Annotated in this window: 18 protein-coding genes and 1 riboswitch; all 18 genes read left to right on the top strand. The window is 37.3% G+C overall.

From position 1 onward, the window contains the following. Positions 1–87: 87 nt before the first annotated feature. The 18 genes from ACUXVC_RS25165 (at position 88) to yunB (ending at position 15,749) form a co-directional block, all read left to right on the top strand. Positions 88–615, top strand: coding sequence for a hypothetical protein (locus ACUXVC_RS25165; protein ID WP_000826910.1), 528 nt, complete (start codon positions 88–90; stop codon positions 613–615). Between the two features lie 494 nt (positions 616–1,109). Next, on the top strand, positions 1,110–1,475 hold the full coding sequence (locus tag ACUXVC_RS25160; protein ID WP_446026157.1) for an arsenate reductase family protein: 366 nt from the start codon (positions 1,110–1,112) through the stop codon (positions 1,473–1,475). A gap of 41 nt (positions 1,476–1,516) precedes the next feature. Beyond that, complete coding sequence (gcvH, locus tag ACUXVC_RS25155; RefSeq protein WP_000026896.1) at positions 1,517–1,900, top strand: glycine cleavage system protein GcvH; 384 nt, start codon at positions 1,517–1,519, stop codon at positions 1,898–1,900. Between the two features lie 370 nt (positions 1,901–2,270). Next, the gene (locus ACUXVC_RS25150; RefSeq protein ID WP_000640870.1) at positions 2,271–2,615 is read left to right on the top strand and encodes a toprim domain-containing protein; all 345 of its coding nucleotides are present in this window, start codon (positions 2,271–2,273) and stop codon (positions 2,613–2,615) included. Between the two features lie 3 nt (positions 2,616–2,618). Further along, positions 2,619–2,927 carry a thioredoxin family protein gene (locus tag ACUXVC_RS25145; RefSeq protein WP_002025020.1) on the top strand — a complete coding sequence of 103 codons (309 nt, stop codon included), beginning with the start codon at positions 2,619–2,621 and terminating at the stop codon, positions 2,925–2,927. Positions 2,928–3,079: 152 nt separating this feature from the next. Next, positions 3,080–3,424 (top strand): hypothetical protein, encoded by a 345-nt coding sequence (locus ACUXVC_RS25140; RefSeq protein WP_001242140.1) that lies wholly within the window; start codon positions 3,080–3,082, stop codon positions 3,422–3,424. A 125-nt stretch (positions 3,425–3,549) separates the two neighbouring features. Further along, positions 3,550–3,657: riboswitch (SAM riboswitch) on the top strand. 178 nt (positions 3,658–3,835) lie between these two features. After that, entirely contained in the window at positions 3,836–4,861 is a 1,026-nt protein-coding gene (locus tag ACUXVC_RS25135) for a methionine ABC transporter ATP-binding protein (RefSeq protein ID WP_000601791.1), read from the top strand. Then, positions 4,854–5,519 carry a methionine ABC transporter permease gene (locus ACUXVC_RS25130; protein WP_000359401.1) on the top strand — a complete coding sequence of 222 codons (666 nt, stop codon included), beginning with the start codon at positions 4,854–4,856 and terminating at the stop codon, positions 5,517–5,519. The genes ACUXVC_RS25135 and ACUXVC_RS25130 overlap by 8 nt, the downstream gene beginning before the upstream one ends. 23 nt (positions 5,520–5,542) lie before the next feature. Continuing rightward, entirely contained in the window at positions 5,543–6,355 is an 813-nt protein-coding gene (gene metQ / locus ACUXVC_RS25125; protein WP_053563423.1) for a methionine ABC transporter substrate-binding lipoprotein MetQ, read from the top strand. Positions 6,356–6,428: 73 nt separating this feature from the next. Then, positions 6,429–7,235, top strand: coding sequence for a methionine ABC transporter substrate-binding lipoprotein MetQ (metQ, locus tag ACUXVC_RS25120; RefSeq protein ID WP_095690035.1), 807 nt, complete (start codon positions 6,429–6,431; stop codon positions 7,233–7,235). A 238-nt stretch (positions 7,236–7,473) separates the two neighbouring features. After that, the gene (gene sufC / locus ACUXVC_RS25115) at positions 7,474–8,259 is read left to right on the top strand and encodes a Fe-S cluster assembly ATPase SufC (RefSeq protein ID WP_000929163.1); all 786 of its coding nucleotides are present in this window, start codon (positions 7,474–7,476) and stop codon (positions 8,257–8,259) included. A 15-nt stretch (positions 8,260–8,274) separates the two neighbouring features. Next, positions 8,275–9,567 carry a Fe-S cluster assembly protein SufD gene (gene sufD, locus ACUXVC_RS25110; protein WP_000152173.1) on the top strand — a complete coding sequence of 431 codons (1,293 nt, stop codon included), beginning with the start codon at positions 8,275–8,277 and terminating at the stop codon, positions 9,565–9,567. Then, positions 9,567–10,787 carry a cysteine desulfurase SufS gene (sufS, locus tag ACUXVC_RS25105; protein WP_001020767.1) on the top strand — a complete coding sequence of 407 codons (1,221 nt, stop codon included), beginning with the start codon at positions 9,567–9,569 and terminating at the stop codon, positions 10,785–10,787. The genes sufD and sufS overlap by 1 nt, the downstream gene beginning before the upstream one ends. Beyond that, entirely contained in the window at positions 10,777–11,208 is a 432-nt protein-coding gene (sufU, locus tag ACUXVC_RS25100) for a Fe-S cluster assembly sulfur transfer protein SufU (protein WP_000009523.1), read from the top strand. Before sufS ends, sufU begins: the two co-directional genes overlap by 11 nt. Positions 11,209–11,256: 48 nt before the next feature. Further along, on the top strand, positions 11,257–12,654 hold the full coding sequence (gene sufB / locus ACUXVC_RS25095; protein ID WP_001118824.1) for a Fe-S cluster assembly protein SufB: 1,398 nt from the start codon (positions 11,257–11,259) through the stop codon (positions 12,652–12,654). A 525-nt stretch (positions 12,655–13,179) separates the two neighbouring features. Beyond that, on the top strand, positions 13,180–14,595 hold the full coding sequence (locus ACUXVC_RS25090; RefSeq protein ID WP_206705040.1) for a bifunctional metallophosphatase/5'-nucleotidase: 1,416 nt from the start codon (positions 13,180–13,182) through the stop codon (positions 14,593–14,595). Positions 14,596–14,660: 65 nt separating this feature from the next. Further along, positions 14,661–14,963 carry a YunC family protein gene (locus tag ACUXVC_RS25085; protein ID WP_000248467.1) on the top strand — a complete coding sequence of 101 codons (303 nt, stop codon included), beginning with the start codon at positions 14,661–14,663 and terminating at the stop codon, positions 14,961–14,963. 54 nt (positions 14,964–15,017) lie between these two features. Further along, positions 15,018–15,749 carry a sporulation protein YunB gene (gene yunB, locus ACUXVC_RS25080; protein WP_000021807.1) on the top strand — a complete coding sequence of 244 codons (732 nt, stop codon included), beginning with the start codon at positions 15,018–15,020 and terminating at the stop codon, positions 15,747–15,749. Positions 15,750–15,781 lie beyond the last annotated feature (32 nt).

The raw sequence follows: 15,781 nt of genomic DNA, 5'->3' as shown, positions 1-15,781 counted from the left end.
TGAATTGGGCTATCGATTTTACTTACATTTTCTTGAATTAACCTTACGTTTTTGTCACTTGACTAAAAAGAAGGGTGAGGGTGCTAAATGAAGCGTTTATCATATTTTTTAGTTTTTATATTGTTATGCCTAGTAGGTGCTGGGTGTGCAAAGAATAACGAAGGAGAAAAATTAGAATATAACGGAAGAGCACTCGTAATTGGAGTTGTTGGAGAAAAGCCGAAAGATACGTTTAGGAATGTAAAGTTTGAAAGTATAAAGTTAGAAGAAATGCAGGAGAAATCAGCAAAAGTTGATGGTTTTTTCGTTATGAAAGAATACTTTAAAGAGGCATCAAAGGAGCAGTATACGGACTTATTTTTATCGTTAAAGAAGCCGGTATTTTTTATTGGTTTGCAAGATAGACCGTATTTAATTTTTACTAACAAGGATTTAGATTATGATAATACCCCCAAGGATAAAACGATGACGTATACGCAAGGGTTTGTAAATATGGGGAACCCTGAAGGTCAATATTGGGGTATGGGATTATATAATGATACTGTTTCCGATCGAAATATTCATAATATGTATATAGTCGTATTTCAAACCATTTCGGATTACTTAAGTCGATGATGAAGGAGCCTGTAAAAAAGGCTTCTTATTTTTTAAAAATAAACGTTTGTTTAAGCTGTATGCTCGGTAGAAAGAAACTCATGTAGTTCAAAGGTTAAGAAAGAAAAATAAGAAATTAATCAAACGTTTGTTTAAGCTGTATGTTCGGTAGGAAGAAATCGATGCAGCTCAAAGGTTAACAAAGAAAAATGGAGAATTAATCAAACGTTTGTTTAAGCTGTATGTTCGGTAGAAAGAAACTCATGTAGTTCAAAGGTTAACAAAGAAAAATAAGAAATTAATCAAACGCTTGTTTAAGATATATGTTTGGTGCAGAATCTAAAAAAATTTATATATTTATTTTTTTCTTAACAAATGGCGGAAAAATAAGAAAAATTCGCAGGATTATTAAAAATTATCACGAAATAAGTAAAAGTTTAGCGAATAATGGTTTGAAATAATAAAACGTTTTCTATATGATAAAGGTAAAGGTTAGTAAAAAAGTAGGTGAATTTATGACAGTAACATTTTATTCATATCCAAAGTGTGGCACATGTCAAAAGGCAAAGAAATGGTTTGAGGCAAACGATGTAGCATATGAGATGATTCATATTGTTGAAAATCCACCATCAAAAGAAGATTTACGTAATTTACATGAAAAAAGTGAATTACCATTAAAAAAATTCTTTAATACAAGTGGAATGCGTTACCGTGAACTTGGTCTGAAAGATAAGTTGAAAGATGCAAGCGAAGACAAAATGTATGAGCTTTTAGCATCTGATGGCATGTTGATCAAACGTCCAATTGTAACAGATGGAACGAATGTAACACTTGGTTTTAACGAAGAGCAGTTTGAAAGTGTGTGGAAAAAGTACCAATAAGGTATTTTTACATAATTAATACATTCACTGGAGGTACAGTCATGAGCATTCCAAATAATTTACGTTACTCTGAAGAACACGAATGGGTAAAAACTGAAGGTAATGAAGTTGTTATCGGTATCACTCACTTTGCACAAGGTGAGCTAGGTGATATCGTATTCGTTGAACTTCCTGAAGTAGGTGCAACAATCGAAGCTGACGAGCCATTCGGAAGCGTAGAATCTGTTAAAACAGTTTCTGAGTTATACGCACCTGTAAGCGGTAAAGTTGTAGCAGTAAACGAAGAATTAAGTGACCAACCAGAACTTGTTAACGAATCTCCATACGAGGGTGCATGGATGGTTAAAGTTGAACTTTCTGATGCAAGCCAAGTTGAGAAGTTATTAACTGCAGAAAAATATGCAGAAATGACAAACCAAGACTAATTATAGTCGACTAAAGGACAGCCTTTGTGCTGTCCTTTTTTATTTTGTGTAAAATAATGAATGTAGAATCATATACTAATTATCGTGTAGGAGAACGTTTTTTGAAAAAACTTTTTCGTTTAATCTTTATGCAGGTCTAGCCGTTTTTGTTTTTCGTTGTCTAGCTCCAACTCCTAGCCCTTCATGTCTAAGAACCTTCCGCACGAGAAGACAAAAAGCGTCTTCTGTACGGAAGAACCTTAGCCAACAGGGCTAAACAGTCGGTTTCGCTTTTCTTTTGCAAAAATAAACAGGAAACAACATGAAAATAACGAATATACTATATACTAAGTTCAAGGTTGTATAGTATATGGTGATCGGGTGATGACATATGATTTATGTGGAAAAAGTCATTATTGTAGAAGGTACATCAGATAGAAGAAAGATTGAATCTATTATTCGTGAACCAGTGGAAATTGTTTGTACAAATGGTACAATTGGTTTGTCGAAAATGGATGAGCTCGTTGATCAGTTTTTTGATAAGGAAGTGTATGTGCTAGTGGATGCTGATGATGCTGGAGAAAAGTTAAGGAAACAATTTCGAAAAGAATTTCCGCAAGCCGAGCATATCTATATTGATCGCTCGTACCGAGAAGTGGCAACTGCGCCATCTACACACTTAGCAAATGTATTATGGGGAGCCGACATTGACGTTTATACAGAATATTTACGGTAAGGAATGATAGAAGTGATCGATTGGACAGGAGCCGAAGCTACAGCCCTAATAGAGAATGAAGAAAAAACAGTGTTATATGTATATACTCCAATGTGTGGAACATGCCAATTAGCAAAAAAGATGTTAACAGTCGTTGAGATGACAATTGAAGGCCTCAAAATTGGGATGTTAGATTTAAATTATGCTCCGCATTTAGCGAAAGAGTATGGGATTGAAAGTGTACCTTGTTTACTTGTTTTTGAAAATGGGACACTGATGAAGAAGATATATGCATTTCATTCGGTTGAATATTTATATACGGAATTAAAGTAGGCGGCAAAATTTTTGCCGCCTCGACATATTTCTTGGGAAATATGTCGAGATGCAGGATGGATACAGTATTTGTCGAGCGAAAATAACAGGATTGCTCTTTAGTGAGAGGGAATGGTATGTAATAGAAAGTGATATGAAGGATGTGATTTAGGGTGAGATTATATTCTTTGCTTCAATCATTTGTAAATTACGCTAATGGTCAATATCATTTAGAGCCACTTTTAAGACAAGAAGAAAAAACTGTTAATTTCCGCTTTAGAGATGAAAGTTGTTCGTTACAAATTTCAAGAGATTATATAGAGCTGGTACATGAGGAAAGAGGAACGGAACAAATCATTTGCTTAGACGAAAAGGATATAGAACAATTGGTGAATGGAAATGTACGATTGCAAATGTTAATGAATGATGGACGTGTACAATATTCAGGAACGTACCGAACGATGTTATTAGTGGAATCGATGTTTCATATATGTAAACCGATGTCAGTAGGTGCTTAAAATTCTGAAGTTTCATTTTTTACGAAAATTTCTGTTGACATGGTGAGTGTATATTGATACAATTCAAGTCATAAAATATAGACAATTTCATAAATTTCAAATCAGACGAAAATTGAATCTGATTTCTCTTATCAAGAGAGGTGGAGGGACTGTGCCCTGTGAAGCCCGGCAACCGTCAACTTATGTTGAAATGGTGCCAATTCCTGCAAAGCGAATGCTTTGAGAGATGAGAGAGAGGGATAATGTTGTTATATACGCATATAAACCTTTCTGCTTCTCTAAAGCAGAAAGGTTTTTTTATTGTTTGAATGTGGAGGACATTCAAATAATAAAAGTAATGATAACAGTGGACTACACGCATTAAAAATAAAAAATTGCGGAGTCGACCTAAACAAAAAAGGGGTGAACATCATGATTCTATTAGAGAATGTAAGGAAAATATATAAGGCGAAAAGCGGTGATGTCACTGCTGTAGATAACGCCAATTTAAAAATAGAAAAAGGCGAAATATTTGGTGTTATCGGATATAGCGGCGCTGGGAAAAGTTCTTTAATCAGATTGTTTAATCAGTTAGAGAAACCGACTTCTGGCCAAATTACAATTGCGAATCGTGTTATATCAGCAATTACAGGAAGTGAACTTCGTAAGGCAAGGCAAGAAATCGGAATGATTTTTCAGCACTTCAACTTACTTTGGTCACGAACTGTACGTGAAAATATAGAGTTTCCACTTGAAATTGCAGGTGTTGATAAAACGAAGAGAAGAAAACGTGTTGATGAATTAATTCATCTTGTTGGATTAGAAGGAAGAGGAGACGCGTACCCATCTCAGCTGAGCGGGGGACAAAAACAACGCGTTGGGATTGCAAGAGCATTAGCTAACAACCCACAAGTACTTTTATGTGATGAGGCAACGTCAGCTCTTGATCCAGAAACGACAGATCAAATTTTGGATTTACTATTAGACATTAATAAGCGCCTTGGTTTAACAATTGTACTCATTACACATGAGATGCACGTAATTCGAAAGATTTGTAATCGAGTGGCGGTAATGGAGAGAGGAAAGATTGTAGAAACGGGTCCAGTACTTGATGTATTCCGTAATCCGAAGCAAGATATTACGAAACGATTTGTACAGCAGTTAACAGATTCTGAAGATACAAATGAAACGATTGAAAGTTTAATTGAAAAATATCCAGATGGAAAAGTGATTCGTTTGCAGTTTATCGGTGAGGCTGTAGAAAGACCAGTGCTTCAACGATTGATGCAACGCAGTGATATAGAAGTTAGCATTTTGCAAGGAAATATCGCACAAACGAATAACGGTTCTTACGGTAGTTTAGTTGTTCATTTAAATGGTGAGGAAACAGCGATCCAGCAAGCAATAGAAGGAATTCATCAAGATCAAGTAGAGCTGGAGGTGATTGCACATGGATAAGTTACTCGCAAATGTTGATTGGAATCAAATGTTAGAAGCAACTGGTGAAACGTTATATATGACGGCAATCGCAGCTCTTGCGACATTTGTTTTAGGACTAATTTTAGGATTGTTACTCTTCATGACAGCGAAAGATAATTTATGGGAAAACAAATCAATTAATACGGTGATTGGAGCATTCGTAAACATATTCCGTTCTATACCGTTCATCATTTTAATTATTTTATTAATCCCATTCACAAAGATTCTTCTTGGAACAATTCTTGGAGCAAGTGCAGCGCTGCCAGCTTTAATTATTGGAGCGGCACCATTCTACGCGAGAATGGTTGAAATCGCACTTCGCGAAATTGATAAAGGTGTAATTGAAGCTTCAAAAGCAATGGGAGCAAAAACAAGCACAATTATTTTAAAAGTATTGATTCCAGAATCGTTACCAGCATTAGTATCTGGTATTACAGTTACGACAATTGCTTTAGTAGGCTATACAGCAATGGCGGGAGTTGTTGGTGCTGGTGGTCTTGGAACACTTGCTTACTTAGAAGGATTCCAGAGAGGGAATAACGATGTAACAATCGTTGCGACAATTTGTGTATTACTAGTTGTATTTTTAATTCAGTGGATTGGTGATAGTTTAACGACTCGAATAGATAAACGATAATAAAAAACGGGAGGATGTTTCAAATGAAAAAATTATTACTTACGGCACTTATTTCAACTTCAATTTTTGGTTTAGCTGCTTGTGGCGGGAAAGATAAAGATGAAAAGAAACTTGTTGTTGGTGCTTCTAACGTACCGCACGCTGAAATTTTAGAAAAGGCAAAACCGTTACTGGAGAAAAAAGGAATTGAGTTAGAAATTAAAAAATTCCAAGACTACGTATTACCAAATAAATCGTTAGCGGATAAGGATTTAGATGCAAACTACTTCCAACACATTCCGTATTTAGAAAAAGAAATTAAAGATAAAAAGTATGACTTTGAAGTAGCAGGAAAAATTCATTTAGAGCCAATTGGTGTATATTCTCAAAAATATAAGAGCTTAAAAGAACTTCCGGACGGTGCAACAATCATTATGAGTAATTCAGTTGCTGATCATGGACGTGGTTTAGCGATTTTACAAAAAGAAGGCATTTTAAAGATTAAAGACGGAATAGATCCAGTTAAAGCAACTCCAAAAGATATTGCAGATAATCCGAAAAATCTAAAATTCAAAACGGATATCGAGCCTGGTTTATTGCCACAAGTGTATAACAATAAAGAAGGCGATGCTGTTTTAATTAACTCTAACTATGCAATTGATGCAAAGTTAAATCCGGAAAAAGATGCCATTGCAATTGAAGGAAATGATTCACCGTACGCAAACATAGTAGCTGTTCGTAAAGGCGATAAAGATAAGAAAGAGATTAAAGCTCTTGTAGAAGTATTACATTCTAAAGAAATTGAAGACTTCATTAATAAAGAATATAAAGGGGCAGTTGTTCCTGTAAAAGAATAATTGCTGAAAAGGGCTGGTCTGATGCCAGCTCTTTTTCATAACTACATAACTATTGGGGAGAAGGGGACATCATATGAAAAAGATTCTATTGTCAGTTGTTACAGCGTTGTCTGTATTTGCATTAGCTGCTTGCGGAGGGAAAGAGGAGAATAAGCTTGTTGTTGGAGCTTCTAACGTGCCGCACGCTGTTATTTTAGAAAAGGCACAGCCGATATTAGAGAAAAAGGGTATTAAATTAGAAATTAAAAAATTCCAAGATTATGTGTTGCCGAATAAAGCGTTAGCGGATAAGGAAATTGATGCGAACTACTTCCAACACATTCCTTACTTAGATAAAGAAATCCAAGAAAAAGGATATAAAATTGTAAACGCAGGAAAAATCCATTTAGAGCCAATGGGCATTTATTCTAAGAAATATAAAAGCTTAAAAGACTTACCAGATGGCGGGACAGTGATTATGAGTAATAACGTAGCGGAGCGTGGCCGTATGTTAGCATTGTTACAAAAAGGCGGCGTGATTAAGCTTAAAGATGGTGTAGATGTGGTTAAGGCGACAGTAAAAGATGTAGTCGAAAATCCGAAAAACTTAAAATTTAAAACAGATGTTGAACCTGGACTTTCACCGAAGTTGTATGAAAATAATGAGGGAGATGCTTTATTCATTAATTCGAACTATGCAATTGATGCAAAATTAAATCCAACGAAGGATGCAATTGCGATTGAAGGAGCAGACTCTCCGTATGCAAACATCATTGCAGTTCGTAAAGGTGATGAGAAGAAAAAAGAAATTAAAGAGCTAGTAGAAGTGTTACATTCAAAAGAAATTCAAGATTTTATTAATAAAGAATATAAAGGTGCTGTACTTCCGGTAAGTGAATAAATATAAGGAAAGGACTGGGAAATTACCAGTCCTTTTTTCTTTATATAAATAAGAAGAAAGGTGTATCATAGAAAGATGTAAAGGAAATACTTATATACATTTGTGAAAAAACGGTTACTTTTTTTCGTCGTTTGCGATATCATTTTATTTGATATAAAATTAGAATGAGAATAAAATGAGAATATGAACGTTTTAGGAATTTTTAAAATGTATATATAGGATTAATGGAGGTATTGAGATGGCTGGTTCTACATTAACGGTTAAAGACTTACACGTATCAATTGACGGCAAAGAAATTTTAAAGGGTGTAAACCTTGAAGTAAAAGGTGGAGAAATCCACGCAATTATGGGACCTAACGGAACAGGTAAATCAACTTTATCTTCTGCAATTATGGGTCACCCAAAGTATGAAGTAACAGAAGGTAGCATCATCATTGACGGTGAAGATGTATTAGAAATGGAAGTAGACGAGCGCGCACAAGCGGGTCTATTCCTAGCAATGCAATATCCAAGTGAAATTAGCGGAGTAACAAACGCTGACTTCTTACGTTCTGCAATTAACGCACGTCGTGAAGAAGGCGATGAAATTTCTCTTATGAAATTTATCCGTACATTAGATAAAAACATGGAATTCCTAGAAATGGATCCAGAAATGGCACAACGTTACTTAAACGAAGGTTTCTCTGGTGGAGAGAAAAAGCGTAACGAAATTCTTCAATTAATGATGATTGAGCCAAAAATCGCAATCTTAGATGAAATCGACTCAGGTCTTGATATCGATGCATTAAAAGTTGTATCTAAAGGTATTAACCAAATGCGCGGCGAAGAGTTCGGTTGCCTAATGATTACGCATTACCAACGCTTATTAAACTACATCACTCCAGACTTCGTTCACGTTATGATGAACGGTCGTATCGTTAAATCTGGTGGCCCTGAGCTTGCACAACGTCTAGAAGCTGAAGGTTACGACTGGATTAAAAAAGAATTAGGTATTGAAGACGAAACAACAGAGCAAGAAGCGTAAGAGAGGAGCATAAACATGACAATCGGTACATTACCTTTCGATCAAGAAACAATCCGTCAACGCGCAAGCGAAGTAAACGAAGCTGCTTGGTTGACTGAGTTCCGCTTACAAGCTCTTGCACAAGCAACAGAACTTCCAATGCCAACGCCTGATAAAACGAAAATTGAAAAATGGGACTTTATCGGAAAAGGCGACGCTGCTAAGCAAGAGCCTGTAAGTTCTTTAACAGAGCTTCCAGAAGCAGTGAAAAACTTAATCGATGAAAATAACAGCGTATTAGTGCAACGTACTGGTACAACTGCGTTCGTTTCTTTAGCAGACGAAGCAAAAGACAAAGGTGTTATTTTCACAGATATCGTAACAGCTGCAACAGAGCATGCTGAACTACTACAAAAGTATTTAATGAAAGACGGCGTGAAAGTAGACGAGCATCGTCTAACTGCACTTCATGCTGCATTAATCAACGGCGGTGCATTCGTATATGTTCCGAAAAACGTTGTTCTTGAAACTCCACTTCAAGCTGTATTCTTAGTAGACGGCGAAGAAGCTAACGTATATAACCACGTATTATTCGTAGCTGATGCGAACAGTACTGCAACTTATGTAGAAAACTATGTTGCAAATGAAAATGCTAAAGGTATTGCAAATATCGTAGCAGAAGTAATCGTGGAACAAGGCGCACAAGTGAAATTCGGTGCGGTTGATCTATTAGCAAAAGACGTAACAACTTACGTTAACCGCCGCGGTGTTGTTGGACGCGACGGCCGCATTGATTGGGCTCTAGGCCTTATGAATGATGGAAACACAATTTCAGAGAACGTTACGAACTTAATGGGCGACGGTTCATATGCTGATACGAAAACAGTAACAATTGGCCGTGGTAACCAAACACAAAACTTTACAACTAAAGTTGTTCACTTCGGTAAACACTCTGAAGGTTGGATTTTAAAACACGGTGTACAAAAAGATAGTGCAACATCTATCTTTAACGGAATTGGTAAGATTGAACACGGTGCATCTAAATCAAATGCACAACAATCTTCTCGCGTTCTTATGTTAGATGAGAAAGCTCGTGGGGATGCAAACCCAATTCTTTTAATCGACGAAGATGATGTAATGGCAGGTCACGCAGCTTCAGTAGGCCGCGTAGATCCGTACCAATTATACTACTTGATGAGCCGTGGTATTCCAAAACGCGAAGCAGAACGTTTAGTCATCCATGGATTCTTAGCACCTGTAGTTAATGAGCTTCCAATTGAAGGAGTAAAAGCACAGCTTGTTGAGGTAATTGAAAGGAAAGTTCGCTAATGAATATTCATGAAATACGCAAACAGTTTCCAATTCTTGATCAAAAAGTGAACGGCAAACAACTTGTTTATTTCGATAGTGCAGCAACTTCTCAAAAACCAATTCAAGTCATTGAAACGTTAGAACGTTACTATAAAGAATATAATTCTAACGTGCATCGCGGTGTTCATACGCTCGGTACGAAAGCTACCGACGCGTATGAAGGTGCACGTGAGAAAGTTCGCAAGTTTATTAACGCGAAATCAATGGAAGAGATTATTTTCACGCGCGGAACGACAACTGCATTAAATACAGTAGCAGCTAGCTATGGTCTTGAAAATGTAAAAGAGGGCGATGAAATCGTTATTTCTTACATGGAGCACCATAGTAACATCATTCCGTGGCAACAAGTTGCGAAGAAAACTGGTGCAACTTTGAAATACCTTCCGCTTCAACCAGACGGTACAATTTCTTTAGAAGATGTTCGTCAAACTGTTACACCGAATACAAAAATCGTTTCTATTATGCAAGTATCAAACGTACTTGGAACGATTAACCCTGTAAAAGAAATCGGAGCAATTGCACACGAAAACGGAGCAATTATGGTCGTTGATGGTGCACAAAGTACACCTCACATGAAAGTGGATGTACAAGATTTAAACTGTGATTTCTACGCATTATCTGCTCATAAGATGTGCGGACCTACAGGTATCGGCGTATTATATGGTAAGAAAGAATTGCTAAACAATATGGAGCCAATTGAATTTGGTGGTGAAATGATTGATTTCGTAGATTTACAAGAATCTACTTGGAAAGAGCTTCCGTGGAAGTTTGAAGCAGGTACACCGATTATCGGTAATGCAATCGGACTTGGTGCGGCAATTGATTTCCTAGAAGAAATCGGTCTTGATAATATTGAAAAGCATGAGCATGAATTAGCGCAATACGCTTTAGAAAGACTATCAGAAGTAGATGGCGTTACAATTTATGGTCCAAAGCATCGCGCTGGTCTTGTTACATTTAATATTGAAGACGTACATCCTCACGATGTAGCGACTGTATTAGATGTAGAAGGCATTGCAGTTCGCGCAGGACATCACTGTGCACAACCGCTTATGAAGTGGCTAAAAGCTTCTTCAACAGCACGTGCGAGCTTCTATTTATATAATACAAAAGAAGAAATTGATACATTTGTTGAATCGCTAATCAAGACAAAGGAGTATTTCACAAATGTCATTTAATAATTTAGATACGTTATATCGTCAAGTTATTATGGATCATTACAAAAATCCTCGTAACCATGGCGTGTTAGAAGATAGTGTTACCGTTAACTTGAACAATCCAACTTGCGGCGATCGTATTCAACTTACGATGAAAGTAGAAGAAGGTATTGTGCAAGAGGCGAAGTTTGAAGGTGAAGGATGTTCAATCTCAATGTCTTCAGCTTCAATGATGACACAAGCAGTAAAAGGTAAGAAAATTGAAGAAGCACTTCAGCTTTCGAAAATTTTCTCTGACATGATGCTAGGAAAAGAGTACGATGACAGCATCGATTTAGGAGATATTGAAGCATTACAAGGCGTATGCAAGTTCCCTGCACGTATTAAATGTGCAACATTAGCGTGGAAAGCGTTAGAAAAGGGCTTAAACGAAGATAAGTAATGTTAAAGGTTCCTAAAAATGAGGTTATCTAAGGAGGGACACACCAACATGGCGAAGCAACTGCCAGATATCGGCGATTACAAATATGGTTTCAAAGACAAAGACGTTTCGATTTTCCGTGCTGGACGCGGTTTAACAAAAGAGATCGTTGAAGAGATTTCACGTATGAAAGAAGAACCACAGTGGATGTTAGACTTCCGTTTAAAATCACTGGATAAGTTCTATGAAATGCCAATGCCACAATGGGGCGGCGACTTAAACGACTTAGATTTCGATGAAATTACGTACTACGTAAAACCATCTGAGAAATCTGAGAAGTCTTGGGATGAAGTACCTGATGAAATTAAAGCAACATTTGATAAATTAGGTATTCCAGAAGCTGAGCAAAAATATTTAGCTGGTGTATCTGCACAGTACGAATCTGAAGTTGTATACCACAACATGAAAGAAGACCTAGAAGCTCTAGGAATCGTCTTCAAAGATACAGATAGCGCATTAAAAGAGAACGAAGATATTTTCCGTGAGCATTTCGGAAAAGTAATTCCACCAACAGACAACAAATTCTCTGCATTAAACTCTGCAGTTTGGTCTGGTGGATCATTCATCTACGTTCCAAAAGGTATTAAAGTTGATACACCACTTCAAGCGTATTTCCGTATTAACTCTGAAAATATGGGACAATTCGAGCGTACGCTTATCATCGTAGACGAAGGCGCACACGTACACTACGTAGAAGGTTGTACAGCACCTGTTTACACTACTAACTCACTTCACAGTGCGGTAGTAGAAATCATCATTAAAAAAGATGCGTATTGCCGTTATACAACAATCCAAAACTGGGCGAACAACGTATACAACCTAGTTACAAAACGTGCGGTTTGTGAAGAAAACGCAACGATGGAATGGATTGACGGTAACATCGGTTCTAAATTAACGATGAAATACCCAGCAGTTATCTTAAAAGGCGAAGGCGCTCGTGGTTTAACATTATCAATCGCGATTGCTGGTAAAGGCCAACACCAAGATGCTGGTGCGAAAATGATTCACTTAGCACCAAACACGTCTTCAACAATCGTTTCTAAATCGATTGCGAAGCATGGTGGTAAAGTAACTTACCGTGGTATCGTACACTTCGGACCAAAAGCGAAAAACTCTCGCTCTAACATCGAGTGTGACACGTTAATCATGGATAACCAATCTACATCTGATACAATTCCTTACAACGAAATCAAAAACGATTACGTTTCACTTGAGCACGAAGCGAAAGTATCGAAAGTATCAGAAGAACAATTATTCTACCTAATGAGCCGCGGTATTTCTGAGCAAGAAGCTACAGAAATGATCGTAATGGGCTTCATCGAGCCATTCACTCGCGAACTTCCAATGGAATACGCAGTTGAAATGAACCGTCTAATCAAGTTTGAGATGGAAGGTTCTATTGGTTAATAGATAAAGTAGAAGCGCCCTGCACAGCAGGGCGCTTTTTTGTTTTGCGGATTTGTCTTGGCTTGGGAGAGGATACCCGGGTGGGTGTTCAGCTAAATATATCAACGATTTTTCAAATATATCGATCATAAACGGGAATATATCAACGATTATTTCAATATATCAACGTTTCGACAAGGAATATCGATTTGTCGACAAGATAAGACAAAAGAAAATCCTCACATACCCCAAACATTTTATAAGAACAGAGAACGACTAGGTTTAAGACAAAGATACTGACAAATCCACTTGAACAACCACCCACTGAATTCTCTATTAAACTTTTTGACAAATCCACCCCTCCCTCCACTATCTGGAATTCTTTCCTGCATTAGCAAAAGTTTCTCATATGAAAAGGACAATCTTTTGCTTTTTCTCACAATGCGAGTACAATGTAAAATAGCAAGAAAAGACGAAAAGTATTTACAGGATTATTGTGTGCGCATAGCGTAAATGGCAGTAAGGAACTGAGAGGAGGTTTTTTCTCTGAATACAAATAAAGAAACAATCATCCACCTTTATCATACAAACGATATACATAGTCATTTTGAAAATTGGCCGCAAATTTCTCGGTTTGTTCTAGGGGAGAAAAAGCGAAGACAGGAAGCGGGAGAGACTGTTTTGACGGTTGATATCGGTGATCATGTGGATCGTTTTCATAGTATTTCGGAAGCGACAAATGGCCTTGGGAATACGAAGCTTTTAAATGAGGCGTTATATGATTATGTAACGATCGGAAATAATGAAGGCATTACGTTAGCGAAGGAGCATTTGAATCGTCTATATGATGATGCTGGATTTGAGGTGCTCGTTGCGAATTTATTTGAAAAAGAAGGGGTACGTCCAGCGTGGGCGAAGCCTTATAAATTACATACGACGACAGATGGGATTATCATTGCTTTTATCGGATTAACGGTAGCTTATCCAGAGTTTTATCATATGCTCGATTGGCATATTGAAGATCCGCTTATCCATTTAGAGTCCATTTTAGAAGAAGTGAAAGATGAGGCGCATATTACCGTTGTCCTATCTCACCTTGGAAAAAGTATGGATGAGTATATGGCAGAGCATTATGATATAGATGTTATTTTAGGTGCACATACGCATCATTTATTTGAGCGTGGTGTTCTACTGAACAATACTTTACTTTGCTGTTGTGAAAAGTGGGGACGTTACGTTGGCCACGTTCAGCTTACTGTGGATAAAGAGACGAAGAAGCTGTTGAAAAAAGACGGTAGAGCGATTAAGACGGAACGGTTAGGTGCTTATAGCGAGCCGTTATCCACAATTGAAATACTGCAGGAAGAAAGTAATCATATAATGGCAGAGCCTGTCGTTCATTTAAAAGAGTCATTACCGGTTGATTGGTTTCAGGAGACGCCGTTTTCTCATATGTTAGCAAGTGCGCTGAAAACATGGTGCGATGCAGAGATTGGCATGGTGAACGCCGGTGTACTTCTTGAAGGGCTAGAAGAGGGTGTTGTAACGCGCGGAGATATTCACAGAATTTGTCCACATCCAATTAATCCGTGTGCTTTGAAAGTTCCAGGAAAGATATTAAGAGAAGTTATTTTGAAAGCACGTAAACCGAACATGGAGAATCTTGAGGTGAAAGGATTCGGATTTCGGGGGAAAGTGATGGGGAAAATGATTTATGCTGGTGTAGAAGTCATTCCAGATACGATTCCTGGCAATAAAATTTTATTAGAAGATGTATTGATTAACGGCGAATCGCTGGAGTTAGACCGTATATATACGGTAGGAACAATCGATATGTTTACGTTTGGATACTTATACCCAGAGCTATCCACACTTTCTGGCAAACAATATTATATGCCAGAACTACTTAGAGATGTGTTAACGGATATGTTAATAACTCATACAACTTCCGTTAAACTATAGGCTAGTTAACTTGTAACACTCATTTTTCTCTTGTCATACAGATAAGAAAGAGAGGAGTGTGAACTATGGTTAATGTGGAGCCAATTATAATTGATAATTATACGTTTATTGCGGTTAGCGTGAAACTTCCAAAGACGAATTTGCTAGCTGTAATGAGCGATAAAGGATATATTATGTGTGGTGCATTAGATGTAGGTCTTTTAAATGAGAAATTAGGTGATCGAGGAATTATTGCTGGCCGTGCGGTTGGTGTAAGAACGATTGAACAACTTCTTGAAGCGCCACTAGAATCGGTAACGACTGGAGCTGAAGCGTTAGGCATTCCAGTAGGAACGATTGGAAAAGAAGCATTATTAAAAATGAGATAAGCATATATCGTCCCTCCTTCTTGCATAGAAATGATATAAGAAGGAGGTTTTTTTATGAGTATATTTCGCTCGAAAAACTCGCGGTTTCGAAGGGGACCTATTGCCTTTCGGTATATACTGCTTATGTCGTTTATTCTTTTTGTTATATTACTTACGCAAGGGTTGTGGATTGTGAATAATAGTATTCAGCCGACCTTAATTAAATATGGGGAAGTAGAGACACATAAAATGGCGACAGCAATTATGACGAAGGCGGTAAAGGATAGAATTAATGAAGGATTCGATGTCGATTCATTAATGAAAGTACAGAATGATAAAAACGGAAAAGTATCCACAATTAATTTAAATACGAAGCAAGTAAATGAAATCGTAACGTCAACGACCACGTACATAGAAAAATATTTGCAACAAGTAGAACAAGGGAAGTTGAAGGAGCTAGGTATTTCTGAAAAAAACGGGGCGACTATGGCAGTTCCTTTTGGACGTGTAACTGATAATGCACTTCTTGGTAATATAGGACCAGATATTCCGATTCATTTCACGCCAATTGGGCATGTGAATACAGATATTAAACAAAAAATTGAGCCGCATGGAATTAATACTACAGCGATTCAAATTGTTATGGAAATGGAAGTAACATTGCAAGTAATTATTCCATTTCATACGAAAGAGATAACTGTGAAACAAAATGTTCCGATTGCGACGCGTATCGTTCAAGGGGAAGTGCCTACGTATTATGGAAGCGGAAGTGTTGCTGTACCTGATAAAAAGAAAACAGATAGTTAGTTGCATATAAAGTGAAACTCGGCTGAGCCGGG

It is taken from the genome of Bacillus sp. N6 (genome assembly GCF_052805735.1).
The sequence above is the reverse complement of the archived record's forward strand: the minus strand, read 5'-3'. Positions and strand labels throughout refer to the sequence as shown.

What these genes read in the sequence shown, in the direction of transcription:
- sufB (WP_001118824.1), top strand. Translation starts at nt 11,257, where the DNA reads ATGGCGAAGCAACTGCCAGATATCGGCGATTACAAATATGGTTTCAAA.
- ACUXVC_RS25085 (WP_000248467.1), top strand. Translation starts at nt 14,661, where the DNA reads ATGGTTAATGTGGAGCCAATTATAATTGATAATTATACGTTTATTGCG.
- ACUXVC_RS25145 (WP_002025020.1), top strand. Translation starts at nt 2,619, where the DNA reads ATGATAGAAGTGATCGATTGGACAGGAGCCGAAGCTACAGCCCTAATA.
- metQ (WP_053563423.1), top strand. Translation starts at nt 5,543, where the DNA reads ATGAAAAAATTATTACTTACGGCACTTATTTCAACTTCAATTTTTGGT.
- sufC (WP_000929163.1), top strand. Translation starts at nt 7,474, where the DNA reads ATGGCTGGTTCTACATTAACGGTTAAAGACTTACACGTATCAATTGAC.
- ACUXVC_RS25165 (WP_000826910.1), top strand. Translation starts at nt 88, where the DNA reads ATGAAGCGTTTATCATATTTTTTAGTTTTTATATTGTTATGCCTAGTA.
- sufU (WP_000009523.1), top strand. Translation starts at nt 10,777, where the DNA reads ATGTCATTTAATAATTTAGATACGTTATATCGTCAAGTTATTATGGAT.
- ACUXVC_RS25160 (WP_446026157.1), top strand. Translation starts at nt 1,110, where the DNA reads ATGACAGTAACATTTTATTCATATCCAAAGTGTGGCACATGTCAAAAG.
- sufD (WP_000152173.1), top strand. Translation starts at nt 8,275, where the DNA reads ATGACAATCGGTACATTACCTTTCGATCAAGAAACAATCCGTCAACGC.
- ACUXVC_RS25135 (WP_000601791.1), top strand. Translation starts at nt 3,836, where the DNA reads ATGATTCTATTAGAGAATGTAAGGAAAATATATAAGGCGAAAAGCGGT.
- yunB (WP_000021807.1), top strand. Translation starts at nt 15,018, where the DNA reads ATGAGTATATTTCGCTCGAAAAACTCGCGGTTTCGAAGGGGACCTATT.
- sufS (WP_001020767.1), top strand. Translation starts at nt 9,567, where the DNA reads ATGAATATTCATGAAATACGCAAACAGTTTCCAATTCTTGATCAAAAA.
- ACUXVC_RS25130 (WP_000359401.1), top strand. Translation starts at nt 4,854, where the DNA reads ATGGATAAGTTACTCGCAAATGTTGATTGGAATCAAATGTTAGAAGCA.
- metQ (WP_095690035.1), top strand. Translation starts at nt 6,429, where the DNA reads ATGAAAAAGATTCTATTGTCAGTTGTTACAGCGTTGTCTGTATTTGCA.
- ACUXVC_RS25150 (WP_000640870.1), top strand. Translation starts at nt 2,271, where the DNA reads ATGATTTATGTGGAAAAAGTCATTATTGTAGAAGGTACATCAGATAGA.
- gcvH (WP_000026896.1), top strand. Translation starts at nt 1,517, where the DNA reads ATGAGCATTCCAAATAATTTACGTTACTCTGAAGAACACGAATGGGTA.